The 26,264-nt window shown below is 59.0% G+C and carries 25 protein-coding genes and 1 pseudogene; 6 read left to right on the forward strand and 20 right to left on the reverse strand.

Annotated elements, in window-relative coordinates:
- Window positions 1-59: 59 nt before the first annotated feature.
- From nrdE to F560_RS0107425, 3 genes are all read right to left on the reverse strand, one after another.
- On the reverse strand, window positions 60-2,114 hold the full coding sequence (nrdE, locus tag F560_RS0107415) for a class 1b ribonucleoside-diphosphate reductase subunit alpha (protein ID WP_033395917.1): 2,055 nt from the start codon (window positions 2,112-2,114) through the stop codon (window positions 60-62).
- A 16-nt stretch (window positions 2,115-2,130) separates the two neighbouring features.
- A complete protein-coding gene (gene nrdI, locus F560_RS0107420; RefSeq protein WP_019005090.1) occupies window positions 2,131-2,499 on the reverse strand; it encodes a class Ib ribonucleoside-diphosphate reductase assembly flavoprotein NrdI in 369 nt (122 codons plus the stop codon).
- 341 nt (window positions 2,500-2,840) lie between these two features.
- A complete protein-coding gene (locus tag F560_RS0107425; protein WP_019005091.1) occupies window positions 2,841-3,749 on the reverse strand; it encodes an AraC family transcriptional regulator in 909 nt (302 codons plus the stop codon).
- A gap of 190 nt (window positions 3,750-3,939) precedes the next feature.
- On the opposite strand from F560_RS0107425, the gene F560_RS0107430 reads away from it, so the two are divergent.
- The 3 genes from F560_RS0107430 to F560_RS22760 all read left to right on the forward strand — a co-directional run bounded on the left by F560_RS0107430 (window position 3,940) and on the right by F560_RS22760 (window position 6,892).
- Window positions 3,940-4,677, forward strand: coding sequence for a ThuA domain-containing protein (locus F560_RS0107430; protein ID WP_019005092.1), 738 nt, complete (start codon window positions 3,940-3,942; stop codon window positions 4,675-4,677).
- Between the two features lie 314 nt (window positions 4,678-4,991).
- The gene (locus F560_RS0107435) at window positions 4,992-5,720 is read left to right on the forward strand and encodes an MBL fold metallo-hydrolase (protein ID WP_019005093.1); all 729 of its coding nucleotides are present in this window, start codon (window positions 4,992-4,994) and stop codon (window positions 5,718-5,720) included.
- Window positions 5,717-6,892, forward strand: coding sequence for an AbrB family transcriptional regulator (locus F560_RS22760; protein WP_245554825.1), 1,176 nt, complete (start codon window positions 5,717-5,719; stop codon window positions 6,890-6,892). Before F560_RS0107435 ends, F560_RS22760 begins: the two co-directional genes overlap by 4 nt.
- Window positions 6,893-7,942: 1,050 nt before the next feature.
- On the opposite strand, the gene F560_RS0107450 is transcribed toward F560_RS22760, so the two are convergent.
- The 8 genes from F560_RS0107450 to F560_RS0107485 form a co-directional block, all read right to left on the reverse strand.
- Window positions 7,943-8,503: a peroxiredoxin gene (locus tag F560_RS0107450; protein WP_019005096.1), complete on the reverse strand. Its 561-nt coding sequence runs from the start codon at window positions 8,501-8,503 to the stop codon at window positions 7,943-7,945.
- Between the two features lie 25 nt (window positions 8,504-8,528).
- The gene (locus F560_RS0107455; protein ID WP_019005097.1) at window positions 8,529-8,774 is read right to left on the reverse strand and encodes a glutaredoxin family protein; all 246 of its coding nucleotides are present in this window, start codon (window positions 8,772-8,774) and stop codon (window positions 8,529-8,531) included.
- Window positions 8,775-8,788: 14 nt separating this feature from the next.
- Window positions 8,789-9,733, reverse strand: a complete 945-nt coding sequence (gene trxB / locus F560_RS0107460; RefSeq protein WP_019005098.1) for a thioredoxin-disulfide reductase — start codon at window positions 9,731-9,733, stop codon at window positions 8,789-8,791.
- 169 nt (window positions 9,734-9,902) lie between these two features.
- Window positions 9,903-10,607 carry a winged helix-turn-helix transcriptional regulator gene (locus F560_RS0107465; RefSeq protein ID WP_019005099.1) on the reverse strand — a complete coding sequence of 235 codons (705 nt, stop codon included), beginning with the start codon at window positions 10,605-10,607 and terminating at the stop codon, window positions 9,903-9,905.
- A complete protein-coding gene (locus tag F560_RS0107470) occupies window positions 10,577-10,978 on the reverse strand; it encodes a Fur family transcriptional regulator (RefSeq protein WP_019005100.1) in 402 nt (133 codons plus the stop codon). The genes F560_RS0107465 and F560_RS0107470 overlap by 31 nt, the downstream gene beginning before the upstream one ends.
- Window positions 10,979-11,041: 63 nt before the next feature.
- Window positions 11,042-11,728 (reverse strand): PIG-L deacetylase family protein, encoded by a 687-nt coding sequence (locus tag F560_RS0107475; protein ID WP_019005101.1) that lies wholly within the window; start codon window positions 11,726-11,728, stop codon window positions 11,042-11,044.
- Window positions 11,725-13,812 (reverse strand): molybdopterin-containing oxidoreductase family protein, encoded by a 2,088-nt coding sequence (locus tag F560_RS0107480; protein WP_019005102.1) that lies wholly within the window; start codon window positions 13,810-13,812, stop codon window positions 11,725-11,727. Before F560_RS0107480 ends, F560_RS0107475 begins: the two co-directional genes overlap by 4 nt.
- A gap of 22 nt (window positions 13,813-13,834) precedes the next feature.
- A complete protein-coding gene (locus F560_RS0107485) occupies window positions 13,835-14,188 on the reverse strand; it encodes a winged helix-turn-helix transcriptional regulator (protein ID WP_019005103.1) in 354 nt (117 codons plus the stop codon).
- Between the two features lie 153 nt (window positions 14,189-14,341).
- Between F560_RS0107485 and hxlA the strand changes: the two genes are divergently transcribed.
- Together hxlA and hxlB are read left to right on the forward strand one after the other, a co-directional pair.
- A complete protein-coding gene (gene hxlA, locus F560_RS0107490) occupies window positions 14,342-14,974 on the forward strand; it encodes a 3-hexulose-6-phosphate synthase (protein ID WP_019005104.1) in 633 nt (210 codons plus the stop codon).
- A gap of 5 nt (window positions 14,975-14,979) precedes the next feature.
- Entirely contained in the window at window positions 14,980-15,552 is a 573-nt protein-coding gene (gene hxlB, locus F560_RS0107495) for a 6-phospho-3-hexuloisomerase (RefSeq protein WP_019005105.1), read from the forward strand.
- 65 nt (window positions 15,553-15,617) lie between these two features.
- Here hxlB and F560_RS24165 read toward each other — a convergent pair.
- From F560_RS24165 to F560_RS0107525, 6 genes and pseudogenes are all read right to left on the reverse strand, one after another.
- Window positions 15,618-16,844: pseudogene (locus F560_RS24165) on the reverse strand (GTP-binding protein).
- 129 nt (window positions 16,845-16,973) lie between these two features.
- The gene (locus F560_RS0107505) at window positions 16,974-18,041 is read right to left on the reverse strand and encodes a metal ABC transporter substrate-binding protein (protein ID WP_019005108.1); all 1,068 of its coding nucleotides are present in this window, start codon (window positions 18,039-18,041) and stop codon (window positions 16,974-16,976) included.
- Window positions 18,038-18,952 carry a metal ABC transporter permease gene (locus tag F560_RS0107510; protein WP_019005109.1) on the reverse strand — a complete coding sequence of 305 codons (915 nt, stop codon included), beginning with the start codon at window positions 18,950-18,952 and terminating at the stop codon, window positions 18,038-18,040. The genes F560_RS0107505 and F560_RS0107510 overlap by 4 nt, the downstream gene beginning before the upstream one ends.
- Window positions 18,898-19,605 carry a metal ABC transporter ATP-binding protein gene (locus F560_RS0107515; protein ID WP_156828922.1) on the reverse strand — a complete coding sequence of 236 codons (708 nt, stop codon included), beginning with the start codon at window positions 19,603-19,605 and terminating at the stop codon, window positions 18,898-18,900. Before F560_RS0107515 ends, F560_RS0107510 begins: the two co-directional genes overlap by 55 nt.
- Before the next feature lie 186 nt (window positions 19,606-19,791).
- Complete coding sequence (locus tag F560_RS0107520) at window positions 19,792-20,292, reverse strand: Fur family transcriptional regulator (RefSeq protein ID WP_019005111.1); 501 nt, start codon at window positions 20,290-20,292, stop codon at window positions 19,792-19,794.
- Between the two features lie 169 nt (window positions 20,293-20,461).
- Entirely contained in the window at window positions 20,462-21,343 is an 882-nt protein-coding gene (locus tag F560_RS0107525; protein ID WP_019005112.1) for a helix-turn-helix transcriptional regulator, read from the reverse strand.
- A gap of 157 nt (window positions 21,344-21,500) precedes the next feature.
- On the opposite strand from F560_RS0107525, the gene F560_RS0107530 reads away from it, so the two are divergent.
- A complete protein-coding gene (locus F560_RS0107530; RefSeq protein ID WP_019005113.1) occupies window positions 21,501-22,865 on the forward strand; it encodes an MATE family efflux transporter in 1,365 nt (454 codons plus the stop codon).
- Window positions 22,866-22,925: 60 nt separating this feature from the next.
- Here the strand turns inward: F560_RS0107530 and F560_RS0107535 are convergent, their stop codons facing one another.
- Genes F560_RS0107535 through F560_RS0107545 form a run of 3 tightly spaced genes read right to left on the reverse strand, consistent with a single transcriptional unit; the run spans window position 22,926 to window position 26,256 of the window.
- Window positions 22,926-23,507, reverse strand: a complete 582-nt coding sequence (locus tag F560_RS0107535; protein WP_019005114.1) for a sulfite oxidase-like oxidoreductase — start codon at window positions 23,505-23,507, stop codon at window positions 22,926-22,928.
- A 42-nt stretch (window positions 23,508-23,549) separates the two neighbouring features.
- A complete protein-coding gene (locus F560_RS0107540) occupies window positions 23,550-24,839 on the reverse strand; it encodes an MFS transporter (RefSeq protein ID WP_019005115.1) in 1,290 nt (429 codons plus the stop codon).
- A 37-nt stretch (window positions 24,840-24,876) separates the two neighbouring features.
- Window positions 24,877-26,256, reverse strand: a complete 1,380-nt coding sequence (locus tag F560_RS0107545; RefSeq protein ID WP_019005116.1) for a two-component system sensor histidine kinase NtrB — start codon at window positions 26,254-26,256, stop codon at window positions 24,877-24,879.
- Window positions 26,257-26,264: the final 8 nt, after the last annotated feature.

Consider the following 26,264-nt stretch of genomic DNA (forward strand, 5'->3'; position numbering starts at 1 on the left):
AACGTTCCATGGTTGCCGCGATGCTCGGGCATGGCGTTCGCATCCGGCATGTCGCCGGCTTACACGGCGCAGCTTACGCACTCTTCGACGCTCAGACGGTTCGTCCGGGTGTAGTAGAGCGACTTCAGTCCCTTGCGCGCGGCATAGATGTAATACCGGGCCAGTTGGCGCGTCGTGATATCGCTGTTGACGTGCAGCACGGTCGAGATGCCTTGGTCGACATGCTCGGCGATTTCGGCGATCAGATCGATAATTTTGAACTGATTCATTTGATAAGCGGATTTATAGTAGAAAAAGTTCTCCGCATTCATATAAGGCATCGGATAATACGTCGTCGAGTTGGCGTATGTACGCGTTTCGATCGGCTCGACAATCGGCATGACGCTGGACGTCGCGTTCTGGATGTACGAGATGCTTTGCGTCGGCGCGATGGCCAGCCGGTAGGCGTGATACAGCCCGTGCTTCATGACTTTTTCCTTCAAAACGGCCCAATCGGCGGGACCCGGGATGTCGATGCCGGCGAACAGCTGCTTCACCCTGTCCGTCCGCGGACGGTAGTCGTTCTCCAGGTATTTGTCGAAGTAAGTGCCTTTCGCGTACTCGGACCGTTCGAAGCCGGCGAACGTAACGCCCGTCTTCTCGGCGATTTCGCAGCTTTTCTCGAGCGAGTGGAAGTTCATCATCATGAAGAACGTCCGCGCGAAGTCTTTGGCCTCCTCGCTTTCGTACGCGATGTGGTTCTTGGCCAGATAGCCGTGCAGGTTCATGGCGCCGAGGCCGACCGAATGCAGCTCGGCGTTGGCCTTGGCCACGCCCGGCGCGTTCATGATCGTCGTCATGTCGCTGACGGCCGTCAGCGCGACGATGCCTTCGTGCACGGACTCCTTGATTTTGCCGCTTTCCATCACGTTCACGATGTTCAGCGAAGCGAGGTTGCAGCTGATGTCCCTGCGGATGATGTCTTCCTCGCCGTAATCGGTAATTTCGGATGTCTCCTGCAGTTGGAAAATCTCCGTGCACAGGTTGGACATCTTGATCGAGCCGATGTCTTTCAGCGCGTGCGCCTTGTTGGCGTTCGTCTTGTTCATGATGTACGGATAGCCCGACTCGAGCTGGATCGTCGCGATCTTCGTCAGCATTTCGCGGGCGCTGAGCGGCGACTTCTTGATGACGCGGTCGTCTTCGAGCAGCTTCTCGTACATGACGTCCAGATCCATGTCGTCGAGGTGCTGGCCGTACGCACGGTATACCGAATACGGAGCGAACACGTACAGCGGCTTGTTCTGCTCGGCGAGCTCATAGAACTTGTTCGGCACGATCAGGCCGATCGACAGCGTCTGCAGGCGCGTTTTCTCGTCGGCGTTGATCTTTTTGGAATCGAGGAATTCCATGACGTCCCAGCCGAAAATATTGTAGTAAGCCGCTCCGGAGCCTTTGCGCTGCCCCATCTGATCGGCATAGGAGAACGCGTCCTCCATCAGCTTCAGCACCGGCATAATGCCCTTGGCCGCGCCTTCGACGCCTTTGATCGGCTCGCCGCGCCCGCGCAGCTTGGACAGGTTGACGGCGACGCCGCCGCCGATCTTCGACAGCTGCATGCAGGTGGCCAGCACGTAGTTGATCGAGTTGAGCGAGTCGTCCATCTCCAGCAGGAAGCAGGACACCATTTCGCCGCGGCGGCTCTTGCCCGCGTTCAGGAACGTCGGCGTCGCCGGCTGGAGCCGCTGCTCCATCATGGAGGCGGCCAGCATGCGGGCGGTCGCGAAGTCGCCTCTGCCCAGGTGAAGGGCCACGATCGCCACCCGATCCGGATAATGCTCCAGGTACAGCTTCTTGTCGTTGCTTCTTACGGCATAGTCCGAATAAAACTTGGATGCGGCCATATAGGACGGGAATTTAAAGTTGTAGCTGTGCGTCAGCTCGTAAATTTGCTCGACCTCGGATTCGGTGTATTTGAGGAAAACGTCCTCGTAAAAGTCGTTTTCGATCATGTAGCGGACTTTGGCCAAATGCGAATCGAAATGCAGCGTCTTCGACTCGACCTCCGCCATGAACGCCGCGATCGCTTCCTGGTCCTTCTCCAGTTGGAAAAATCCGTCCGGACCCCTTTGCATCAACAGATTGTTCAGCTCAATATGCTTTAACTGACTCAATTGCGTTCACTCCCCGCACAAAATGCTCAACGTCCTTGGCCGTGCCCGAAAGCTCGAACTTGGTGATGACCGGGACTCCGTACATCGAGGCAATCTTGTCTGCGCTCTTCGCAAAGCCGTCTCCCCAGTTGCGGTTGCCGCTGGCCGACACGCCCCTGAGCTGCCGGTAATTCCGCTTCAGGAACTTCAGGACCCGCTCGGGGGCTTGTCCGAAGCCCGTCGTGTAGGTAACCAGCACAAACGGCTCGTCCAAGCTCATCTCCTCGTCGATTTGAACGGCGGGCATATCGACCTTGGAAATGAATCTGCGGACGTTGCCCGTCTTGGAATCGTAGGCAATCAGCATCTTCGTTCGAGCTCCTCTCCTCAATTTCCGAAAACAAACGGCGCATCCGGTTCAAGCCTCTTGCCGGACACGCCGCTCAGCATATTGCGATAAGACTAAGGGCGCCGAAGACGCGATCCCGCCCTTGCCGCAGGCGGGATGCGCGTCCGTTTTATTTGCGTGTCTTTCCATATTAAACGTTCTGCAACCGTTCGGTCTCTCGGCCGATCAAACAACATATTGATGGCTTAATCAAATTTATATCAATATATTGTGTTTGTCAAGAATAGACGTTCAAAATAGGCATGGCGTCCCCCCTAAAAAACAGGACTTTGGACGCTTTACTTCGATGCGGCGCGGTCTCAGCCGCGCATCCGTTGGCGGAACTCTTTGGGCGAATGGGGATTGTATCTGCGGAACAATTTATAGAACTGGGCCATGTTCCAGATGCCCACCTCGAACCCGATTTCCAGGATGCTCAAGTCGGTCGTCGCCAGCAGCCGCTCGGCTTTCTTGATCCGGTTGTAGTTGACGTAATCCACGAACGGGACGCCCATCACCTTTTTGAACGATTTGATGAAATGGTGGTAACTCATGCCCAGCAGAACGCGAACGTCGTCGACCGAGATTTTCTCGCTCAGATGCCGGTCGACGTAATCCAGCACCGGGCGGAAGCGCGCAAGCCCCGCGTCGTCGGCGCGCCGCAGCAGCCGGCGGGTGTCGTGGCGAAGCAGCAGCAGCAAAAGCCGCTTGACCGACGAGCTGATGGCCATCTCGTAGCCGATTTTCTTTTCCGCCGATTCCCGGTAAATATCCGTCACCAGCGCATGGGCTTCCCGCTTCGCGGAGGGCTGCTCTTCGAAAATATAATTGACCTGCTCCAGCGGGACGATCAGCTCGGAGAAGCTGTTCAAATAAGGCAGCATGCCGGGGTCGAAGTGGCGGGTCAGCTCCACCTGGAACACCACGTAGCGCAGCGGTTCTTCCGACGCTTTGGCGGTGCGGTGAAGTCCCGAGGAGCCGATGACCATCACGTCGCCCGGCCCGAGCGTGCGCGAAGCCAGCGGCGTCTGTACGCGCAGACGGCCCTCCGAAATCGCCAAAAACTCGGCTTCCTTATGGTAATGCCACGGCCATGCCTCGGGCGTGCCGCTTCGGTCCGAGCCGTCGCAAATCTCCCATACTTTCAGAAACAGCAGCGGATTTTGATAGACCACCTGTTCGTTGACGGCTTGGACCAACGTATCGGCGGGAGGTTGCGGATGCGGCATGCGGACCCCACCTTTCCAACTGCGTGATTCGATGCAAAAGCAAGTATACCACTTTTGAATAAAAAAGCGTTCAATTTGGACATATCGAATTTCCGGACGATTTTCTATACTGGGAACGAAGCTGACCGCAAGCCCTTGTTCAGAGGCGCATGGAACACGCGAATCGATTGGAGAGAAAGGAGAATTCCGGATGACGAAACGGCTAAAAGTGACCATTTGGAACGAATTCCGGCACGAAAACGAGAACGAGAAAGTCCGCAGCATCTACCCGAACGGCATTCACGCCGCCATCGGCGAAGGGCTCGGCGGAATTGCGGACGTCGCGTACGCCACGCTCGATCAGGATGCGGAGCACGGCCTGTCCGAAGCCCGGCTGGCGGAGACGGACGTCCTGATCTGGTGGGGGCATACGGCCCACGACGAGGTGAAGGACGAGATCGTGGAGCGCGTCAAGCAGCGGGTGCTGCGGGGCATGGGGCTCATCGTGCTGCACTCGGGCCACTTCTCCAAAATTTTCAAGACGCTCATGGGCACCTCCTGCGACTTGAAATGGCGGGAAGCGGACGAGAAGGAGCGGCTGTGGGTCGTGTCGCCCGGCCATCCGATCGCCGAAGGCATCGGCGAATACATCGAGCTGCCCCAGGAGGAAATGTACGGGGAGCATTTCGATATTCCGCAGCCGGACGAACTCGTCTTTGTGAGCTGGTTCCAAGGCGGCGAGGTGTTCCGCAGCGGCTGCACGTTCCATCGCGGCCAGGGGAAAATTTTCTATTTCCGTCCGGGTCACGAAACGTATCCGACGTATTACAACGAGCAGGTGCGGACGGTCATCCGCAATGCCGTCAAATGGGCGGCCCCGACCGGCCGCGAGTATCCGACGTACGGCAACCACAAGCCTCTGGAGCCTCTCGGAGGAAACGCCGAATAAGCCCGGACGGCTTGACCGGGGGCCCGGCATGCAGTCCGGGGGGGCGTCCCGGTTGCCGGGCTGCAAGACCGCGCGCGCCTTTGGGCGCGCGTTTGGTTTTTCGGGCGTCCGTTCCAAGCAATTTGGCAAGAACGCTAACGGCAAGCGGAAATCCCTCTCTTTAACCCTCGCTTCATCCCTCCGGTCCAACCCCTCTCCTCTTACCGCCCGGTTATCCTCCTTATTCCGCGATGACCGATAACTGTGGCTTCATTCGCCCGAATTGATTATGCTATAATTATCTTACCAATAAACTAAACGAAAGCGTGGATGCGATGCCTCTTGTAAAACTGGAATTGGACATGAGCGCGCCGGGGAAGCCGATTTCGATTCATCCGACGCTTGTTTGGGACGAGAAAACGGTCGTACTTGTCGATACCGGCATGCCGGGCCCGACGCACAAGCTTCGCGAACAGTTCGAGAAAGCCGGGGTACCGCTTGAGCGGCTGAGCCATATTGTGTTGACGCACCAGGACATCGACCATATCGGGGGCTTGCCCGAGCTGCTTCACGAGGCCAAAACCGCGGTCGAAGTGCGGGCGCATCCCGCCGACAAGCCGTATATCGACGGCGTCAAACCGCTGATCAAGCTGAATGCCGAGCGGCTGTCCGCGTTCATGCAGGGCCTGTCGGCAGAAGAACGGCTCCGTTTCGAGCGAGCGTTCTCTCCGTCGGCGCGCCCGAATGTAACCCGGATTTTGGAGGACGGGGATCAGTTGAACGTGGACGGCGGCCTGACCGTTATCCATACGCCCGGCCACACGCCGGGACATATTTGCCTTTATCATCACCGCAGCAAAACTCTTATCGCGGGAGACGCGATGATCGTAAACGGCGGCCGCCTGCTCGGTCCGAATCCTGCGGTCACGCCGGACATGAACTCCGCGCTAAGGTCGCTGCGCAAGCTGGCCTCATTCGATATTCAAAGCGTCATCTGCTACCATGGCGGCTGGTACCGGGAGAACGCAAACGAACGCATTGCCGAACTGGCTTCCGAAGCGTGAGCCAGACCGAGATAACCGCCTTCTCGCCGCGCCCGGACCGCCGCCATCCGGCAGCCGCTGTCAGTACGGCCTTGGCCATTGCGCTCGCGGGAGGACTCGTTTGCACGATCGTCCGCCTGCCGATCCCGTGGCTGCTCGGCCCGATGCTGGCTTTGTTCGCCGCTTCCAAGCTGGTCCGGGCGCCGCTTCGCTGGCCCGGAGCGCTGCGCAATGCGGGCATGATCGTCGTCGGCTATTCGATCGGGATGTCGTTTACGTATCCGCTCCTGGCCGAGATGGCCAGACAGCTGCCGACCATGCTGCTGATGAGCGTTCTTCTGCTGCTGGTTTGCCTGATTTTTGCCGTCATCCTGTCGCGCCTTGCCGGCATCTCGTTTCCGACCGCGCTGACGGGCTGCATTCCCGGCGGCTTGTCGCAAATGATCGTGCTCGCCGAGGAAACGAAGGATACCGACTTGACCGTGGTGTCGCTCCTTCAAATCACCCGGCTCATGATGATCGTGCTGTGCGTGCCGCTGCTCGTGTTCAGCCCGCTGTTTCATCCGGCCGGCGTCGCGCCCGACGCCGCGTCGGGTGCGGGTACGGCCGCCGCCGCACGCGCAGCCGAATGGAGCGGGCTGTTTCCGAATATTTTCGCATTCGCCGCCGTGGCCGTTGCCAGCGCTTGGATCGGGCAACGAATCAAGCTGCCGACGGCCATGATGCTGGGGCCGTTGATCGGCGTGGCTGCGGTGCATCTGTCAGGCTTCGAAGCGCCGGCTCTGCCGTACCCCGTACTGAACGCCGCCCAGTTTCTGATCGGCGGTTATGTCGGCCTGCTGCTGAAGCCGGACAGCCTCACGCGCAAAACGCTGCGGACGCTCGGCCTGGCCGTCGCCAGCGGCGCCGCGCTCATCGCCGCGGCCGGGGGATTGAGCTGGCTGCTCAGGCGGCTCCATCCGCTGTCTCCGCAGACGAGCTTTCTTAGCCTGATGCCGGGCGGACTCGACCAGATGAGCCTGATTGCGCATGAAGTCGGAGGAAACATGACGATCGTGGCCGGGTACCAGTTGTTCCGCGTGCTCTTCATTTTCCTGGTCGTATCCCCGCTGCTCAAGCTGTACCTGCACAGACTGCGGAGCAAGGAGCGGCGCAAGCCGGAGCAAGAGCCGTCCGTCGCAGGCAGAGCTTGAACGCGGCAATGGCCCCGCGTTCCCGCCGTGCAGGGGCTGTCTCAAGAGGAATGTTCCAAGCGAAAATGTTTCAAGCGAAATGATTCAAGTGGAATGATTCAAGCGAAATGTTTCAAGCGAAATGATTCAAGTGGAATGTTCCAAAAGAGCTGTCTTCCAAAGAGAGAGGCTCTATGAAGGATGATTCAAGAAAAGTTGTTCAAGAAAGTTGGTTCAGGTATGTTGGTTCAGGAAGGATGACTGAAACGGCTGATTCAAGAGGCTGCCCTGAACAACCGTTCCCAAGCGGTGACATTCAGCCGCAGAGGCGGTAAAGTCAACCGAATGAAGCCAGCCAAACCAACCCAAATGGGATCGTGCAGAAGATTTTCTCTGCTCATCCCATTTCGTTTTTTCGCCGGCTGCCGCTTTGGGGACGGTCTCCATTCCCGCTATCCTTCTGCCAGAACGCCGACGTTTTTTTGCGATATGTACCATACTTCGCCCAAGCGGCAAATTGCTGCCCCTTCGAATCAGCGCGGGTTTCTTTGCCGCCGTATCCCGCATCCGCAACGACCGTGCCGGTCAGCTTACTAAACGATTTACTTTTTCCGGATGCGGTTCCCCGTTTCACATCGCCGTTCGCGAAGGCGGACCTTCCAATTGCTAAAAAAGCAACTGCCTACGCGAAAATATGGTGAACGAGCCATGCAGTTGCTGTTTGCGCAACTGCTTTCGCAGCTTTTTTGGGGGAGATAAACGGAAAAAGCTGGGGAAGTAAGGCAGACGGAATAAGCGACCTAAGAGGAAAAAGCGGGATAAATGAGGTAAGTGGAACCGGCGATAGAAGCGGGATAAGCGTTGTACGCGGGATAAACGAGAGGCAGGCAAATCGGCAAAGCGGTAAACCTCCGCGATCCGGCAAATAGAGGGCCGCCCCCTCAGCAGATGGATCCGCTTATGGGGCAGCCCCCGCCCGAGGGAAGACTCGGCTTCCCTCCGTTTATGTGAAGTCCGAAGGCGAGTCCTTCGGATCGAAACGATTGGACGCGGCGCCGGGCGCCGGGGCGCTTACAGCGTCTTTTGTCCGGGCTTCCAGTTCACCGGGCACAGACCGCCGGATTGCAGCGCCTGCAAAATGCGCAAGGTCTCGTCCACGCTGCGTCCGACGTTCATGTCGGTTACGACCTGGTAGCGCAAAATGCCTTCGGGATCGATGATGAACAGGCCGCGGTGCGCCGCTCCGGACGCGTCGTCCAGAATGCCGTAAACGTGGGCGACTTCCTTGGTAAAGTCGGATGCGATCGGGAAGCGGATGTCGCCGATGCCGCCGCTGTCGCGCGGCGTCTGGATCCAGGCGCGGTGGGTGTAGACGCTGTCGACCGAAGCGCCGACGATTTCGCAGTTCAGCGCCTTGAATTGATCGTAGGCGTCGCTGAAGCCGATGATTTCGGTCGGGCAGACGAAGGTGAAGTCGTACGGCCAGAAGAAGAAGACGAGCCATTTGCCGCGGTAATCTTCCAGGGCGACCGTTTCTTCGAGCGTTTCCAGGTTTTTGGTGGACAGCAGTTTGAAGGAAGGGGCCGGCAGGCCGACTTTGGCGAACGGATATTGAACGTTTTGTACCGTCATGTAGGTTGCCTCCTTATGATTGGGGTTAGGATTGATATGCTTCGAGAGCGCGGGACAGCTCGGCCTGGTTGAAGCCCAAAATTTTGCGTTCCCCGATCACCGTGACCGGAACCGAACGCATGCCGGAATTCCACAGCTCTTCCGCATATTTCTCATCCAGATCGATGTTGCGTTCCTCGTAAGCTACGTTTTGCTCGGCCAGAAACGACTTTACTTTTTTGCAGAACACGCAATGCGTGCTGGTGTAGATGATAACGGGCGCAGCAGACACTCGTTTCTCCTCCTTTAACGCGAAGTTACCGCAGCTTGCTCCGCGGCTTCCAGAAATCTCTCGCAATCGAGAGCGGCCATGCAGCCGGTTCCCGCGGCGCTGATCGCCTGGCGGTACTTGGTGTCCTGAACGTCGCCGCAGGCGAACACGCCCGGAACGCTGGTTTCCGTCGAGCCCGGCTTTACGACCAGGTAGCCGGCTTCGTCCGTCTCCAGCTGCCCGTCGAGAAACTTCGTGTTCGGAGTATGCCCGATCGCGACGAAGACGCCTTGGGCCTCGATCAGCTCTTCCTGTCCCGTCTCGTTGTTGCGGACTTTGAGCCCTTTGACGCCGGTTTCGTCGGCGACGACTTCAAGCGGCGTGCGGTTCAGGCTCCAGCTGATCTTTTCGTTGGCGCGCGCTCTGTCCTGCATGATTTTGGAGGCGCGGAGCTCGTTGCGGCGATGCACCAGAACGACTTCCGACGCGAAGCGGGTCAGGAAATTCGCTTCCTCCATGGCGGAATCCCCGCCGCCCACTACGATGATCTTTTTGCCGCGATAGAAAAATCCGTCGCATGTCGCGCATGTGCTGACGCCGCGGCCCACGTTTTCCTTTTCTCCGGGAATGCCCAAGTATTTCGCGGAAGCGCCGGTGGAAACGATGACGCTCTCCGCCTTAAGCTCGCCCGTCCCCTCTACCGTCAAGGTAAACGGACGTTTGGACAAATCGACTTTCGTCACCCAGCCCCGGATGAATTCGGCGCCGAATCGCTCTGCCTGTTTCCGCATATTGTCCATCAATTCGGGCCCCAGTATTCCCTCTGGAAAGCCGGGGAAGTTCTCGACTTCCGTTGTCGTCGTCAGTTGTCCGCCGGGTTCCGGCCCTTCGATCACCAGCGGGTTCAGGTTGGCCCGGGCCAGATAAATGGCGGCCGTCAGTCCGGCGGGACCCGTGCCGATAATAATCGTTTTGCGCATGGCGGTCGCTCCTTCCTTTTTGTATTTAGAATAAGTTCAAATATTTCTTACAAAAATAGCATACCATCCGCCCGGCCGGGTTGCATGAAGATGAAATGAAGACATCATGAAGGTTTCATGAACCGTTGGCCAAGGCGGCGATATGCCGTACGTATTCCGAATATGCGATTCAGTCCGCCATCCGGTATCCGATCCCTCTTACGGTTAGAATATAACCGGGATTGCGCGGATCGTCCCCGAGCTTTTTGCGCAGGCTTTTGATATGGACGTCGATCGAGTTGCTGCCCCCGAAATAGGTTTCACCCCAGATCGCTTCCATCAGCTCCTGCCGCGACATGACGCCGTCCGCTTTCAGAAGCGCCTTCAGGAGATCGTATTCCATGCGGGTGAGCTCGATTTTTTGGCTTCCTTTGTGGACGGTCATCTTTTTCAAATCCATGCGGATATCCCGGAACAGCAGCATATCCGCAGCTTCCGCGGAGATCGGCTCGCTCCGCTCGACCAGCTCGCCGATGCGCTCGACCGTCTCCCGCATCGGTCCGGGCCAAATCTGGATGTGCTCCGCGCCTGCGGGAGCGTCCGCGGGATCGGAGACGAGGTACAAGACGGCCCCGGCCGATAGCGGCGCCTCCTGCGATTCCGGATAGGCGGGAGCCATCGTCCGGTCGATAATCATCAAATCGCGGTGAAGGCTGGCCAGAAGCGGCTCGCTTTCGTGATGGAACACCAGGACGTCATAGCACTTGAGCGTAAGCTCGGAAACGAGCTCCTGCAGCCGCGCCGGGAACGGACTGATAATCACGATGCGGCGCGTGGTTTCGCAATAAGCGCCGTAAGGCGCGCTTACTTGTTCGATCCCTTGGACGTTCTGCATGCGGAGCACACCCCCTTGAACAATAACTGTTCTTCGGTTATGGCATACCCGGTCTCGGCGGCGATGCGCTCGAGCCAATCCGAAGGCGTGCCGGTCATCACTTCGTCCACGCGTCCGCAGGACGTGCAGACGATGTGGTGATGGTCCTCCGTCCGCGAATCGTAACGGCTCGCATCCCCCTCCAGCTTCAGCTCGCGGATATAACCTTCTTCGGTCAAATACCGAAGCGAATTGTAAACCGTAGCATATGCGACGCTGCGCCCCTCCGCCTTCAGGCGATCGATGATATCGGCGGCGGTCGGGTGGTCGTGCGAATTGTTCACGATATCGAACACAAGCTTGCGCGGCGCAGTCAAGCCTTTTCGGGTCATTGGACTGCCCCCCTTTTTGATAATTATACTTAGTCTAAAATTTATATTAAAGTTTCCGTTTTGTCAATGAACCGGGTCAGCCTCCCAGGCCGGAACAAAGCACTCGAACCGCCGGTTCGGCGGACAGGCGTCCAACGGGCCGAAATAGCGCGCGATCGCGTACTTTTGCGATTCGTGTGCGCGCAGAGCCTCCGCTTTGACCGGCCAATACGGCTGCGCGTCGATCCGAATCGGCGCCGAAGACACATCCGGCGCCGCATAGTACAGCGCGCGGACCGTCGGGCAGCGCCCGGTGCGGACGGCCACCGTCGCCAGGCGCGAAATGGCGACATGATCCGGGTGGCCGTTGCCGCCGTCCTCGGGGAAGGTGAACACCGCCTCCAACCTGTGCTTGTTCACGAAACGGACGATCGCTTCCACCGCTTCGCGCTCCTCGGCCTCCTTCAGCCTGCCGTCCGGGTACCCCAGCTGTTCGACCGCAGCAAGCCCCAGCACGGAGGCGGCCCGCTCCATCTCCCGTTCGCGGAGGGCGCCCAGCTCTTCGTTGGACAGGTGGGCGTAATCCCCGTTTTTGCGGCCGGCGTCTCCGCGCGTGGCGAGCAGAAGCACCGGCTTGCCCCCGTCGTCCGCGAGACGGCGGATGAGCGCCCCGCTCAGGAACGTCTCGTCGTCGGGATGCGCGTAAATAAAACCGCAGCGGGCGGGAAGCTGAACCTCCCGGCCGCCCGGTCTTTGCCCGTTTCCGCTCATAATGCCGTCTCCTTCTTTCCGGCTGCGCTTGCAGCCTTCTTCTCCACGCCGACCCGGCCGGAGAAAAACACCGCTCCCCCGCCCATGTCGGCAAGCCGGTCGGGCGTAAGCGCATTGACGGAGCGCTTCGTCCCGGGAGCGTCCGCCCACAGCCCTTGGCTGACGGCGACGCCGGGCAGAACGTCCCGGCCGACCGAAGCGGTCAGCTCGCATTCGCCCCGCTCGTTCCATACCCGCACGGTGTCACCGTCTTCGATCCCGAGCCGTGCCGCGTCGTCGGCGTTCAGGAACAGCTTGGGCTCTTTTTCCAGCTTCACGTGCTTTTCGTTGTTCGAGAAAGTCGAATTCAGAAAGTTATGGTTCGGCCCCGGAATAAACAAAAACGGCAAATCCCCGTCGTCCTTAAGCGGCGTGTAGGTCGGCAGCGGCGGCAGCCCCTTGCGCTCCATCGCCTTGGAGTAGAGCTCGATCTTGCCGCTCGGCGTGCGGAGCTTGCCGGGAAACAGCGGCTTCACCTTCGCCTTGACGTACGACTTTTCCCGCAGCTCCTCCAGCGTTATGCCCTCGTACGCCGGATTGTCCGGATAATCCAGCGCCTGCCGGATCAGGTCCTCCTCGGTATCCTTAAACGCCTGCTCTTCGAAGCCCATCGCTTCGGCCAGCAGCCGGAACGTCTCGACGTTGGACTTGCTTTCCCCGTACGGTTCGATGACCGGCTCCTGAATTTGCAGATAATGATGCCAGTAGGAATGATAAAAATCGGTGTTCTCCAATGAGGAGGTCGCGGGCAGCACGATATCCGCATACGCCGCCGTCTCGGTCAGGAACAGATCGTGAACGACGGTGAACAGATCCTCCCGCGCCAGCCCCGCGCGGACCTTGTTCGTCTCCGGCGCCACGACCGCGGGATTCGAGTTGTATACGTACAGCGAGCGAATCGGCGGGTCGAGCTCCAGCAACGCGCGTCCCAGCCGGTTCATGTTGACCGACCGCGCCTTCCCCCGGCGCAAATCCGGCCGCGTCAGCGCCGCGGCGTTATGCGACACGTGTCCGCCGTTGCCCTTGATCGCCCCGCCGCCCTTGAGCAGCCATTGCCCCGTTATGGCGGGCAGGCAGGCGATCGTGCGGACGCACATGCCCCCGTTGTCATGATGCTGCAGCCCGTTGCCGATGCGGATAAAAGCGGGCGTCACGCTGCCGTACATCCGGGCGAGGCGCACGATATCCTCGGCGGGAACGCCCGTAATGCCCGATACCGTAACCGGATCGTACTGCCGCACGTGCGCGCGCAGCTCCTCGTGGCCGACCGTGTATTCGCGCAAAAAGGCTTCGTTCTCCATCCCTTCCGCAAACAGCACGTGCATCATCCCGAGCGCGAGCGCCGCGTCCGTGCCCGGCCGAATCGGAATGAACCAGTCCGCCCAGCGTGCGGTGCGGTTGCGGTGCACGTCGATCGCCACGACGGTCGCCCCGTTTTTGCGGGCTTTCTCCGCGATGGCGACCTGGTGCATGTTCGTGCTCACGGCATTGATGCCCCACATGACGATCAGCTTGGCGTGAACGGTGTCCTCCGGATCGGTGCCGAAGCTGCCGCCCATCGTATATTTGTAGCCTTCCGAGCCCGCCGCCTCGCAGATCGTCTGCTCGAGCTCCGTCGCTCCTAGACGGTTGAAGAAACGCCGGTCCATCCCTTCCGTGCCGATCCGGCCCATATTCCCGTAAAAGCTGTACGGCATAATCGATTCCGGCCCGTACTCGGCGATAAGCCGCTTCCAGCGGCCGGCGATCGTGGCCAGCGCTTCGTCCCAGGAGATGCGCTCGAACTTGCCCTCTCCCTTCGGACCGACCCGCTTCAACGGATAGCGCAGCCGCTTCGGATCGTAGATGCGCTCCGCCAAATGGCGGACCTTGTTGCAGATCGCCCCCTGCGTGACGGGATGGGACGGGTCGCCTTCGATTTTGACGATTTTCCCGTCCTTTTTGTGCACGAGCAGCCCGCATTGGTCCGGACAATCGAGCGAGCAGACGGACCGAAACACGCCGTCGGACTGTTTGGCGTACGGCTGGATTGCGTCTATCTTCATCGTCCTAATCCCCTTGTTCATGTTATTTCCATACGAATTTCTCGCCGTACTCTTTGCCCCACTGGTACATGAGCTTCAAGATCGGCATCAGCTTTTCGCCGTATTCCGTAAGCGAATATTCCACCCTGGGCGGGACTTCGGCGTACACTTTGCGGTGCACGAGGCCGTCGTCCTCCAATTCGCGGAGCTGGTTCGTCAGCATCTTCTGCGTAATGGACGGAATCAGCCGCTTGAGCTCGCTGAACCGCTTCGTCCCCCCAAGCCCGAGATGCCACAAAATGATCAGCTTCCACTTGCCTCCGATCACCGCGAGCGTCAGTTCTTTTTCGCAGTTGATTTCCTTCAAGTTGATCCGTTCTTTCAATACGGTGGCCATGGTTCACCCATCCTTTCTTTAAGCTTGATTGGTCCAATAGTATCCTGAAGGTAACTACATTACGGCAAAGTGCGTTCTTCCGAAATCGAAACTATGAGATTAGAATAACTCCTGAAATCGAACAACACAATAACCGAAATGGAGGAAAGGAACATGCAGCTGCAATTGGCGCTGGATTTGGTAGGCATTCCGGAAGCGATCGAGCTGGTTCGGGAGGTCGAACCGTTTATCGATATCGTCGAAATCGGCACGCCGGTCATCATCAACGAGGGGCTTCATGCGGTCAAGGCGGTAAAAGAAGCGTTCCCGAATTTGACGGTGCTGGCCGACCTGAAAATTATGGACGCGGGCGGATACGAGGTGCAGAAAGCGTCCGAGGCGGGCGCGGATATCATTACCGTCCTGGGCGTATCGGACAACTCGACCATTACCGGAGCGGTCCAAGAAGCCAAGAAGCGGAATAAAAAGATTATGGTCGACATGATCAACGTCAAAAACCTGGAAGAGCGGGCGCGGGAAATCGACGGATTCGGCGTGGATTACATCGCCGTGCATTCGGGCTACGATCATCAGGCGGCAGGGCTGAACTCGTTCGCGGATTTGGCCGCCATCAAGCGGGTGGTCAAAAACGCGAAAACCGCCATCGCCGGCGGCATCAAGCTCGGCACGCTGCCGGAAGTCGTGGCGGCTAAGCCCGATCTGGTCATTGTCGGCGGCGGCATTACCGGGCAAGCGGACAAAGCGGCGACGGCGGCCGAAATGCAGCGGATCATCCGGCAAGGGTAAAGCTTATGGCGAACCGACTTGATTCGAAACCGGGCCATTACGCCGAGCTCATCCTCCGCGAACTGTCCCGCACGGCTTCCGCCGTACCCGACGAAGCGCTTGCGAGTCTGGCCGAACGCATCCTGCAGGCCAAGCGCGTCTACACGGCGGGCGCCGGCCGATCGGGACTTGTCATGCGGGGGCTGGCCATGCGGCTCATGCACCTGGGCATCGAGACGTACGTCGTCGGCGAAACCGTCACGCCGGGGATTCGGGAGCGCGATCTGCTCATCATCGGCTCCGGCTCGGGATCGACGCAAAGCCTGCTCGGCATGGCCGAGAAGGCGAAGCGGCTTGGGGCGGGCATCGCCTTGCTGACGACCGCCGCCGATTCCCCCATCGGCCGGATCGCGGATGTGATCGTACCGATTCCCGCCGCCGCGAAGGAGCAAACCGTCTCCTCCCCCAGCGTTCAGCCGATGGGGTCCCTCTTCGAGCAGAGCCTGCTGGTTACGCTCGATGCCGTCGTCCTGATGCTGATGGAGATCCGGTCGATCGACGCTTCCGCCATGTTCGCCAGACACGCGAACCTCGAATAAAATGGAAAAGCTGCCCGGCAAGGCGTCCGTCGCCTTGCAGGCAGCTTTTTTTCGGTTTTGAAAGGTTACTGCGGGCGGCTTGCGGATGCCGGTTCGGCCCATTCGCCGGGCGCTTGCGGAAAGGGGTCGGAAAGCCTGCTCCAATCGCCGGCCATTTCTTCCTCCGTCAGCAGGCAATCGTCCAGTCCGGCTTCGATGCGGTCCCGGTCAAGCCCGATGCCGATAAACACGACTTTGGTGATCCGGTCTCCGTAGACCGGATGCCACGAGCCGGCAAGATCGGCCTCTTCCCGCAGGATGGCCGCCTGCTCCGCTTTCGGCAGGGCGGCGACCCAATATCCGGCGGGCCCCATTTGGATCGACGGCCCCGCCTGGCTGAAGCTTTGGGCGATATCGTTGCGGGTCGCCAGCCACATCACCCCTTTGGCCCGGACGACGGATTCCGGCCATTCGTTGATCCAGCGCATGAGGCGCTCCGGATGAAACGGACGGACGCGTTCGTATACGAACGAACCGATCCCGTATTCTTCCGTCTCCGGCGTATGCGCCGGCGCTTCCAGCTCCCGAATCCAGCCCGCGGACCGGCTCGCTTCCTCGAAGTCGAACAGCCCGGTGTTCAAAATCTCGGCCGGATCGATCCGGCCCTGCACGCTGCGAATGAAGCGTGCGCGGGGCTGCAGCTTGCGCAGCAGCCGTTCCAGTTCGTCCAGCTTGTCCGGCTCCACTTTATCGCACTTGTTCAGCACGAGCACGTCGCAAAACTCGATCTGGTCGATCAGCAGATCGACGACTTCCCGCGTGTCGTCTTCCCCGGCCGCCTGCTTGCGTTCCAGCAGCGTTTCTCCGGAAGCGAAATCATGCCAGAACCGGTAGGCGTCCACGACGGTCACCATCGTATCGAGCCGGCAGAACCGGGTCAGATCGATCCCCATCTACTCGTCGACGTAGCTGAACGTTTGAGCGACGGGCACCGGCTCGGAAATGCCGGTCGATTCGATCAGGATATAGTCGAAGCGCCCCTCCTTCGCAAGCCGCTCGACTTCGCGCAGCAAATCCTCGCGCAGCGTGCAGCAGATGCAGCCGTTGGACATTTCGACCAGCTTTTCCTCCGTGCGCGACAGACCTCCTCCGTCGCGAATCAAATCGGCGTCGATGTTGACCTCGCTCAAATCGTTGACGATGACGGCGACTTTTAACCCGTTGCGGTTGTTCAAAACGTGATTCAGGATCGTGGTCTTGCCCGCCCCCAAGTATCCGCTTAACACCGTCACCGGAATTTTGGTTTGCGCCAAGTTGCGCGCCTCCTTTATCGTAATTTTTACTATTTTATCGGAACAAAAATCCCGAACACCCGCCTTGATCGCTGCGTTTGTTACGCAGATCGGAAAGTTAGGCGGTAGGGCCGTTCGGGTGAGCTGCGGTCATCCGTTCAACGCTTTCTTCAACGCTTCCAGGTTGTTGCGCATGACGGAGAGATAATCGAGATGTCGGTCCAGTTCTTCTTTCGTCAGCCCTTCCAGCGGGTTCAAGACGTCCGTCGCGGCTCCGACTTCATCCGCAATCGTCTGCGCCACTTTCGGGTCGACCAGCGTTTCGAAGAAAATCGTTTTGACCTCGTGCTCCTTCGCCAATTCGACGACTTGCGCCATTTGTTCCGGAGAAGGCTCCTGATCGGGCGACAAGCCGGAGATGGGAATCTGGGTCAAGCCGTAGCGTTTGGCCAAATAGCCGAATGCCGCGTGCTGCGTGACGAATTCCTTGCGTTTGGCGTTTTGGAGAGCGTCGCGGAACGCTTGATCCAGCTCCTGCAGCTTCGCGATATAGGCGTCCGCGTTGGCTTTGTAGTCGTCTTTGTACGCCGGATCGGCTTGCGCCAGCGCCGCCTCGATGTTCCGGACTTCCTGCTGGGCGAGCACCGGGTCCAGCCATACGTGCGGATCGAGCTGCTCTTCTTCGTGTCCGTGTTCATCTTCGCCGGCATGCGCTTCTTCGCCCGCATGCTCCTCTTCATGCGTTTGCCCGCCGCCGTCTTCGCCGTGATGATGGTCGGCTTCGCCTTCCTGCAGCTCGATGCCTTCGCTCGCCTTGACGACGATGCGGTCGGCGCTGGCCGCGCTCTTCAGCGCGCTGTCGACCCATCCTTCGACGATCCCGTTATAGACGAACACGTCGGCATTGCTGATTTGCGCCATATCCTTCGCGGACGGCTCCCAGTCATGCGGCTCGGCCCCTGCCGGGATTAGCGCGACGACCTCCGCATGCTCCCCCGCCACCTGACGGGCGAATTCGTACATCGGATAGAAGGTCGTCACCACCTTCAGCTTGCCTTCTCGCTCCGCGGCGGCACCGGCGGACGCCTCGGATGCCGAAGACCCGCCTGCGGAACCGGACGGACTCGCCTCTGCGTTCGTACCTCCTCCCCCGCAGCCCGCCAAAGCCCATGCGAACAAGGCGAGCAGCAGCGACAGCGTAATCGGCTTTTTGCTCATTTCTCTTCTCCTCCCGACTGCATATACGAGTATTTATTTGATAAACGGGGAATTCGAGACGGACTCTCCTTCTCCGATCGATCACGGGGTCGATGGATCCGCTTGCCGAGCTTGACGAACGCCTTCTGCGCCCCAATGCCGGCCAGCAGGATCAGCAGCAGCGTCATCGCGATGCTGGCTCCCGGAGGCATGCTGAAGGCGTAAGAAGCCGTCAAGCCGGCAAAGACGCCGCCAAGCGCGACGGTCATCGCGATCCAGACGGCCGCCGCAAAGCTCGGCGCGATGCGGATCGCCAATGACGCGGGCAGCACGATAAGCGACGAGACGAGCAGCACGCCCACGATCGGCATCGCCGCCGACACGATCATGCCGGTCAAGACGCTAAAGCCCATGGAAAGCCATTTGACCGGAAGTCCGGCGGTCTTCGCCGTATCCTCGTCGAAAGTCAATTGATAGAGCGGACGGCGCAGCAGAAGGAAAAAGACGGCGCCGACCGCGGCTGCGGCGGCCATGAGGATCAATTCCGTCCGGTTGACCGCGACGACCGAGCCGAACAAATAGGAAGAAAAGCTTTTGTTCAAGGCATTGCTCCGGCTCATCAGAATCGCGGCCGAGGACAAGCCGCCGATCATGATGATGGCGATCGAGATTTCGCTGTACGTTTTGTACGTGCGGCGTACCCATTCCACGGCGACGGACCCCGCCAGCGCGACCGCGAATCCGGTCGCCGTCGGATTCCAATGCAGCAGCGCGCCTGCGGCGATGCCGGCCAGCGACACGTGCGACAGCATATCCGCCATCAGCGCCTGCCGGCGGAGCAGCAAATAGACGCCCAGCACCGAGGCGATCAGCGCGATCAGAGCGCCGGCGAAAAATGCCCTCTGCATGAAGTCGTAGTGCAGCATTTCCATCCTCCGTCCTCCTTCCGCCGCAATTCGATAACCCGGTCCAGATACGGAGCCGCTTCCGCCAGTCCGTGCGTCACCATCACGACGGTCCGGCCGTGCTCCCGGACCTGACGGCTCATCAGCTCGTAAAATCCGAGCCGGCTGTCCTTGTCCATGCCTGTCGTCGGTTCGTCCAAGACGAGCAGATCGGGCTCCATTGCCAGCACGCGGGCGATGCAGATCCGCTGCTTCTGCCCGCCCGACAGCTCGCCGATCCGGCGGTTGCGCCATTCCCACATCCCGACCTGACGCAGCGCGCGTTCCGCCTGCTCCCTGTCCTCCGCCCGCAGCCTGCGCAGCCACGAGCCTTGGGCGAAACGTCCGGACAGGACGAACTCCAGCACCTTGCTCGGAAAGCCGCTGTTGAAGGCGGCGATCTGCTGCGGAACGTAGCCGACGACCAGCTTTCGGCCGTCCGTCCCCTTGGCCGCAAGCCGGACTTCGCCCGACCAGGGCCTGAGGAGGCCGAGCATCAGCTTCAGCAGCGTCGTCTTCGCCGCGCCGTTCGGGCCGGTCACGGCCACAAATTCGCCGAATCGAATATCGACGGTCACATCCTCCAGACACGGGACATCCGCGTACCCGAACATGACCTCCCGCATCGTTGCCAATTGCACCTGCTTCACCTCAACTTTTTGCATCATGCGAAGACGGCTCCGGACGGTATGCGCTCCCGTAACGATGGCGCTTTTTCTCAGCCTGCCGCCAAGCCCGTCCAGTATCCGTTCCATATATTCGTAAATTTTACACTTAATAAACAAGCGAACAAATGCGGATTCCGCCGTCCGCATTCGCGCACCGGATTACGCCTGATCGTTCGCCATTTCGTGCCGGCATTGCTCGCAAAGGCCGTAAATTTCGAACCGGTGGCTCAAAATTCGGTAATTCCCCGGCAAATTCAGCTTATCGTTCATCGGGCAATATTCGAACGTTTCCGTCTTCTCGCAATTCGTGCAAATGAGGTGATGATGGTGATGGTTCAGGCAGGAAGCCTTGAATTTCAGCCCGCCCTCCAAAAAGTAAAACTGCTCCAACACGCCCATTTCGCTCAACATGCGCAGATTGCGGTAGACGGTATCGAAGCTGACGCTCGGATATTTGACCGCGAGCTGGTCGTAAACGTCCTTGGGAGACAAGTAACCGTCGGTCGCGGAAAAAATTTGCGCCAGCGTCCTGCGCTGCTCCGTAATGCGCCACCCGTTGCGCGACATGATCCCGATCATTTCCCGGACTTTGTCGCCGCCGTCCTTGCGGTCGTGAGAATGATCGCGATCGTGGCTGTTGTTCCGGTCTTGTTCGGACACCGCTATCCCTTCTTTCCCCGACTAGGCGCAAGCCTTCAAGCGGATGATCGATTCACTCTACGTAAAATTTACTATTTGATCATAGCCCAAGGCGGCAAACCTGTCAACAAGCCGCACAGGCCGTCGCCAATCGATGGGTCCGGTATGCCGAGGGCTTCGCGTTTTTCCCTTATTCCGTTCCTTGATGGAACCGCTGGCGGAACCGGCGCGGGGACAAACCCTCCAGCCGGGAAAAGCAGGAGCTGAAATAAGGCGCCTGGTTGAACCCGACCTCCTCGGCGATGCGCGCGATCGTCCAGTCGGTTTGCATCAGCAGCAGCTTCGCCTGTTCGATCCGGTAGCGGAGCAGGTATTCCATCGGCGTGCAGCCGTACTCCCTCTGCATGCAGCGCGCGATGTAGACCGGGTGAAAGTTCAGCTTCTCTCCCAACTCGCGGACGGTGATGTCCTCGCGATAGCGGCTGCGCAAATAAGCGGCGGCCTGCTCGGCGCATTCCCTTCCCGGGGAGGTCCGGCTCGACTTTTGCGATGCGGCAAGCTGGTGAACGAGTTCCTGGAACAGCGCCTGCTGCTTGAGACGCGAGAGAGGCAAATGGGCGCTCGGATTCAGATGGCCGATCTGCTGAAGCAGCTCTTCGGCCTTCCCGGGTTGAGCCAGCTTGACGAATTGCGGCAGCGCGATGGAAAACGGCCGCACGTCGTACGGGTCGACGGCTTGAACGCCTTCAGGTTCGCAGCATCGCTCGGAAGGCTTGTCGGCTACGGACCATGAGCCGGTCGCCTGAAAATGCAGCCAGTAATATTCTGTCCGTTCCCTGCAGCCTTCCGTGCCGTAATGGAAGCAGTCCGGCCGAAGAATAAGGGCGCAGCCCGACGACACTTCGTAGCGGCGCTCTTCTTCCCCGACATACAGGCAGCCTTTCTGGACGAACAGCAAATCGAACACCCGGATATGGCGCCGGCTCATGTGCCGGTCGCCCGGTGCGAAAACCGCATGCCCGCTTGCGATGTAATGCGGCATCGGAGGCACGGTGAACTCCAGCAGGTTCATGGGAGCGCTTCCTTTCCAATCAGGTTTCAAAATTGAATGTTTCCGTTTAAAAAATGAACCTTCGCCGCCAGTATACCATCTATAATCTGTTGTGGATATAACGTGCTGTCTGGCGCAATCGCGGTTAGACAACAAGTTCAGTCAGGGGGTTTCATTTGTGAATCCTAAATATTCGCTGTGGGCGCTGGCGTGGCCCGTCTTTATCGAGCTGCTGCTGCAAACGCTGCTGGGCACCGTCGACACCGTGATGGTCAGCCGCATATCGGACGACGCCGTGGCGGTCGTCGGCTTTGCCAATCAGCTGTTCAACGCGCTCAACACGCTGTTTATGACCGTCGCCACCGGCGCGGGGATTCTCGTCGCGCAGCGCATCGGGATGAAGCGCGAGGAGGACGCCCGCACGATTGCGGTCATGGCCGTGACCGTCTGCACGGTCATCGGTCTTGTCCTCAGCGCCGTTCTGTTTACGCAATCCCGTCCGATCGCCCGAATGCTGAACGTCTCGGACGAGCTGTTGCCGCTGTGGGACACCTACGTATCGAACATCGGCGGAGGCATGTTCCTGACGGCGCTCATCGCCGTGCTCGGCACCGTCATCCGCAACACCGGCAATACGAAAACCCCGATGTTCATCAGCATCGGCATGAATGCGTTTCATATCGTATTGAACTACGGCTTTATTTTCGGCAAGCTCGGCCTTCCCCAATGGGGACTGCTGGGCGTTGCCGTGTCCGGCAACCTGTCCAAGCTGCTTGCCGCCGCGGTTCTGCTGTACATGTTCGTCTTCGCTTTCGAACGGGCGATCCGGCCCAAAGACTTCCGCACGTTCGACGGCAAGCTGTTCAAGGAAGTGCTGAAGATCGGCTGGCCGCTTGGCGTCAACATGTCCTGCTGGGTGTTCTCCCAATTGGCGATATACGCGTTCCTGGCCGATCTGGGCGCCAAGGAACTCGCCGCAAGGACGTACATGAATACGCTCGAATCGTTCTGCTTTATGCTCGGCAGCGCCATTGCGCTTGCCGTCCAGATCCAAATCGCCCATCTTTACGGGGCGGGGAAAATCCGGGAGGCTTACCGGGCGGCATTCCGCGCGCTGGGGATCGGCCTCGCGTTCGTCGTGTCCTGCGCGCTGCTCCTCTTTCTTTTCGGACGTCCGATGCTCGGATTGTTTACGAAAGACGGCGACATCATCGCCATGGGCGTCTCGCTGCTGGGGCTGAATCTGCTGCTGCAGCCGGGCAAAATGCTGAACATGGCGCTTGGCAATTCGCTGAACGCCGTCGGCGACACCCGGTTTACCATGTACATTTCCCTCGGTTCCATGTCGTTGATCGCAACCGGCTGCTCTTACTGGCTGGGGCTGCAGGCGGGCTGGGGGCTGATCGGCATTTACTGCTGCATGATCGCCGACGAGTACGTGCGGGGAGCGTTGTCTCTCGTTCGATGGAGGGGCAAGAAGCATCTGCTCAGGGGCACGGCTTCGCAAGCGGGGAGCCTGTCGGGACCGGCCGTTTCCGTGTAGGCGCGCACATGAACAAACGAAAGGCAGCGGAAGCCTCGGACGCTTTCGCTGCCTGCGCTTTTAATCGGTATCGTACCTTTGCGAACGCCACGGATCGCCGTACATATGGTATCCGTTCCGCTCCCAGAAGCCGGGCTTGTTTTCGGCCATGAATTCGATGCCGCGCAGCCATTTGGCGCTTTTCCAGAAATACAGGTGCGGCACCACCATCCGGACGGGGTACCCGTGCTTGGGCGTCAGCGTTTCTCCGTTGTGCTTGAGGCCGAAAAACGAAGTGTCCCGCAAAAAATCCTCCAGCGGCAAATTCGTGGTCCAGCCGTGCTCGGCGTGCAGCATCACGAACCGGGCTTCGGGCTTCAGCCTCACCCGCTCCATCAGCGTCGACACGGCGACGCCCTCCCACACGTTGTCCAGCCTGGTCCACGTCGTGACGCAGTGAATGTCGTTGACGAACGTTTTCCGCGGCAGGCTCATGAACTCGTCGAAGGTGAACGTCACTTCTTCCTCGACCAATCCGAATACGCGCAGGTTCCATTGGCTCATGTCCCGGTAATGCGGCACTTCGCCATGATGCAGGATGGGAAAGCTTGTCGTCACGAATTGACCCGGCGGCACCCGCGAAGCGATGTCTGTCTCCTTCATGCGATCCACTCCTTAGATTCGGGAAGATAGCCTCTTTCCTCATTATCCCCTTGTTGCCTTGCGAAAAACAACGGGAGCGACAAGAGACGACAGCGCCAGCATCGCCAATCCCGCAAACAGGATGATGCCGTATTGTTGAATCCAGGCGGGCTCATGCTTCGCCACCTTGAACAGCCATCCGCCGACGATCGGCCCGATGAAGCCGGCAAATCCGGTCAAAGCGTTGAAAACCGCCACATACATCGGGCGCTCCGGCTTCGGGGTGTCTCCGATCAGAAAATTAAAAACGAGCAAATTGTATCCGCCCAGGCCGAAGCCGAGCAGCACGTGCGCGATCGAAAGCACAAGCAGCGCCGGGAAAAAGGCAAGGCCGAACCAGACGGCGCACGAGGCGGCGAGAAGCGGAAACGTCCACAGCAGCAGCGTCCGCGCGGGATGTCTCGCGTTCATGTTGCCCCAATAGATGTAGCTGGCCATCATCACGATATTTTGCAGCATCGTAATCAGGGTTACGCTGCTGTAGCTCAAGTGCAGAACGTTCAGCATCGCGTAGGAAAACAGCGGAACCACCAGGTTGTAAACGAGCAGAAAAACCGTGATGAACCCCGTCGCCGACAAAAAACCGCGGTCGCGCAGCGGCCGCATGAACAAGCCCGCGGATAGGCCCCCGCCCGATCTTTCGAACGGGGGATTGGCGTAACGGGCGAGCTCCACCGTGTTCCAAACGACGCATACCGCACTGATGACGTATAGCCATACGAATCCGGTCCCGCCCGGCACCCATTCCAGCCATTGGCCGGCCAGCAGCAAAACGGCGCTGGCTACCGCCCAATGAATGGTATTGCGGATGCCGAAATAACGGCCCCGGACGGCCGGCGGCACGATATCCGCCATCAGCGAGGTCCAGACCACGTTCGCCGACTGCCCCATCGCAAAAGACAACAGAAATAAAATCGTATAGATCCCAAACCAGGAGGCCTCCGGAAACAACAGCGGAATCAGCCCCGTGGCCACCCACAGCACCCGGTGGAAAACGGCGAACAGCAGCAGCATGGACCGGCGGTCGCTCCAGCGCTGCATGCCCGCCGCGATAAAAATCTGGATGATCAGCGTAAGCGACGGAATCGCCGCCACGATCCCGATCTGCTCGGAATTGAAGCCCAAGTAGAGGAGGAATGCCGTCTGCAGCGGACCGCCCAGCAAATTGGCGATGATCGTTGCGGGAATGCCCTCGCGAACCGAAGTCCGCATTCCCCTGCGATTGCTGGAAACGCTTGCGCGTTCCGGACGGAAAAAAGCCGAGCTCCGCGGCAGCCTGAATCTTCCGGTCATATTCCGACAGTTCCCCCACGATGTAATCAACCCGATTCTACTCTTTTTCCCCGGCCAGTGGCAAGTAGATAATGAATTCCGTTCCTTCGTTCAGCCGGCTGTCGACTTGAATCGTGCCGCCGTGGTTGCGGATAATGCGGTAGCTGACCGACAGGCCGAGTCCGGTTCCGTCCTGCTTGGTCGTAAAAAACGGATCGAACAGCCGAGCCATCGTCGACCGCTCCATGCCTTTGCCGTTGTCGCGAATCCGGATCACCGCGTACCGGTTTTCCCGATTGGCCGTCACCTGGATCAGCCCTTTGCGTTCGTCGCCCGAATCCTGTATGGCATCCATCGAATTTTTCAAAATATTCAAAATCACTTGCTTAATCTGCTTGACGTCGATGGCGACCTGCATGACCGGATCGTAGATTTCGAAGTGCAGCTCGCAGCCTTTCATGTTGGCTTCGCTCTCGAACAGCAGAATGGACTCCTTAAGCAGCATGCCGACCGAAATGTGCTGCTTCATGGGCGCCGAAGGCTTCGAGGAATTGAGAAACTCAAAGATGATGTCGTTGGCCCTGTCGATCTCGGATAAAATGATGCGGGCGTACTCCTGCTTGCCGATCGTCTCCAAATAAGGCTTCAGAAGCTGGATAAAGCCCCGGATCGAGGTAAGCGGGTTGCGGATTTCGTGCGCGATGGAGGCGGCGATTTTGCCCAGCATCGCCAGTTTGTCGTTTTGGAATGCGGACTGCTCGATATGCTTGAATTCGGAAACGTCCTTGACGCTGACGAGATAATCCCCGTCGAGCTCGTCGATCCGGGTAATGCTGATCAGCAGAAAACGGCCGTGCGCATCCTGAAACTCGCCGTTGAACCTGCGATAGTAGACCATTTCCTTGTACATCCGAAGGAAAATCATCCGAATCGATTTGCGAAGATAAGGATGAAACATGAGCTGGCGCAGCGAGTGGCCGATCAACGCCCGGCGGGGAGCTTGCAGCAGGCGGGACATCTGCACGTTCAAGAAGCGAAGATGGCCTTCGGAATCGAACAGGGCGATTCCGCTGTCCATATGCTGCAGCACCGTCTCGAATTTGCTCGGGCGTTCCTCCTGAAGGGGCAACGATTGAACGGCCGACTCCTTCAGCCGTTTCGCGCTCGCGTCCTCCTCTCCCGCAGCGGCTTCCGGAAGCCTGACGGATGTGAGGATTTCCATAAGAAACAGCAGCGATCTGTGCATCAAGGTCATCCGGTCTTCTGCTTCGGCGTTGTAGAGAAGATCCTTCACGCTTGCCTCATGATGACTGAGTATGTCGTCGGAGGAAACGCCTTGCAGTTGGTGCATCAATTTCGCCTTGTCCGTAATGGTTCCGCCTTCGCTCAGCGCAAATTCGGCCAATGCCGGAAAATAGCGGGATTTCCACCTTTCCATGAACGACT

Source organism: Cohnella laeviribosi DSM 21336 (genome assembly GCF_000378425.1).
GTDB lineage: Bacteria > Bacillota > Bacilli > Paenibacillales > Paenibacillaceae > Cohnella > Cohnella laeviribosi.

What these genes read in the sequence shown, in the direction of transcription:
- nrdE (WP_033395917.1), bottom strand. Translation starts at nt 2,114, where the DNA reads ATGCAAAGGGGTCCGGACGGATTTTTCCAACTGGAGAAGGACCAGGAA.
- nrdI (WP_019005090.1), bottom strand. Translation starts at nt 2,499, where the DNA reads ATGCTGATTGCCTACGATTCCAAGACGGGCAACGTCCGCAGATTCATT.
- F560_RS0107425 (WP_019005091.1), bottom strand. Translation starts at nt 3,749, where the DNA reads ATGCCGCATCCGCAACCTCCCGCCGATACGTTGGTCCAAGCCGTCAAC.
- F560_RS0107430 (WP_019005092.1), top strand. Translation starts at nt 3,940, where the DNA reads ATGACGAAACGGCTAAAAGTGACCATTTGGAACGAATTCCGGCACGAA.
- F560_RS0107435 (WP_019005093.1), top strand. Translation starts at nt 4,992, where the DNA reads ATGCCTCTTGTAAAACTGGAATTGGACATGAGCGCGCCGGGGAAGCCG.
- F560_RS0107450 (WP_019005096.1), bottom strand. Translation starts at nt 8,503, where the DNA reads ATGACGGTACAAAACGTTCAATATCCGTTCGCCAAAGTCGGCCTGCCG.
- trxB (WP_019005098.1), bottom strand. Translation starts at nt 9,733, where the DNA reads ATGCGCAAAACGATTATTATCGGCACGGGTCCCGCCGGACTGACGGCC.
- F560_RS0107465 (WP_019005099.1), bottom strand. Translation starts at nt 10,607, where the DNA reads ATGCAGAACGTCCAAGGGATCGAACAAGTAAGCGCGCCTTACGGCGCT.
- F560_RS0107470 (WP_019005100.1), bottom strand. Translation starts at nt 10,978, where the DNA reads ATGACCCGAAAAGGCTTGACTGCGCCGCGCAAGCTTGTGTTCGATATC.
- F560_RS0107475 (WP_019005101.1), bottom strand. Translation starts at nt 11,728, where the DNA reads ATGAGCGGAAACGGGCAAAGACCGGGCGGCCGGGAGGTTCAGCTTCCC.
- F560_RS0107480 (WP_019005102.1), bottom strand. Translation starts at nt 13,812, where the DNA reads ATGAAGATAGACGCAATCCAGCCGTACGCCAAACAGTCCGACGGCGTG.
- F560_RS0107485 (WP_019005103.1), bottom strand. Translation starts at nt 14,188, where the DNA reads ATGGCCACCGTATTGAAAGAACGGATCAACTTGAAGGAAATCAACTGC.
- hxlA (WP_019005104.1), top strand. Translation starts at nt 14,342, where the DNA reads ATGCAGCTGCAATTGGCGCTGGATTTGGTAGGCATTCCGGAAGCGATC.
- hxlB (WP_019005105.1), top strand. Translation starts at nt 14,980, where the DNA reads ATGGCGAACCGACTTGATTCGAAACCGGGCCATTACGCCGAGCTCATC.
- F560_RS0107505 (WP_019005108.1), bottom strand. Translation starts at nt 18,041, where the DNA reads ATGAGCAAAAAGCCGATTACGCTGTCGCTGCTGCTCGCCTTGTTCGCA.
- F560_RS0107510 (WP_019005109.1), bottom strand. Translation starts at nt 18,952, where the DNA reads ATGGAAATGCTGCACTACGACTTCATGCAGAGGGCATTTTTCGCCGGC.
- F560_RS0107525 (WP_019005112.1), bottom strand. Translation starts at nt 21,343, where the DNA reads ATGAACCTGCTGGAGTTCACCGTGCCTCCGATGCCGCATTACATCGCA.
- F560_RS0107535 (WP_019005114.1), bottom strand. Translation starts at nt 23,507, where the DNA reads ATGAAGGAGACAGACATCGCTTCGCGGGTGCCGCCGGGTCAATTCGTG.
- F560_RS0107540 (WP_019005115.1), bottom strand. Translation starts at nt 24,839, where the DNA reads ATGACCGGAAGATTCAGGCTGCCGCGGAGCTCGGCTTTTTTCCGTCCG.
- F560_RS0107545 (WP_019005116.1), bottom strand. Translation starts at nt 26,256, where the DNA reads ATGGAAAGGTGGAAATCCCGCTATTTTCCGGCATTGGCCGAATTTGCG.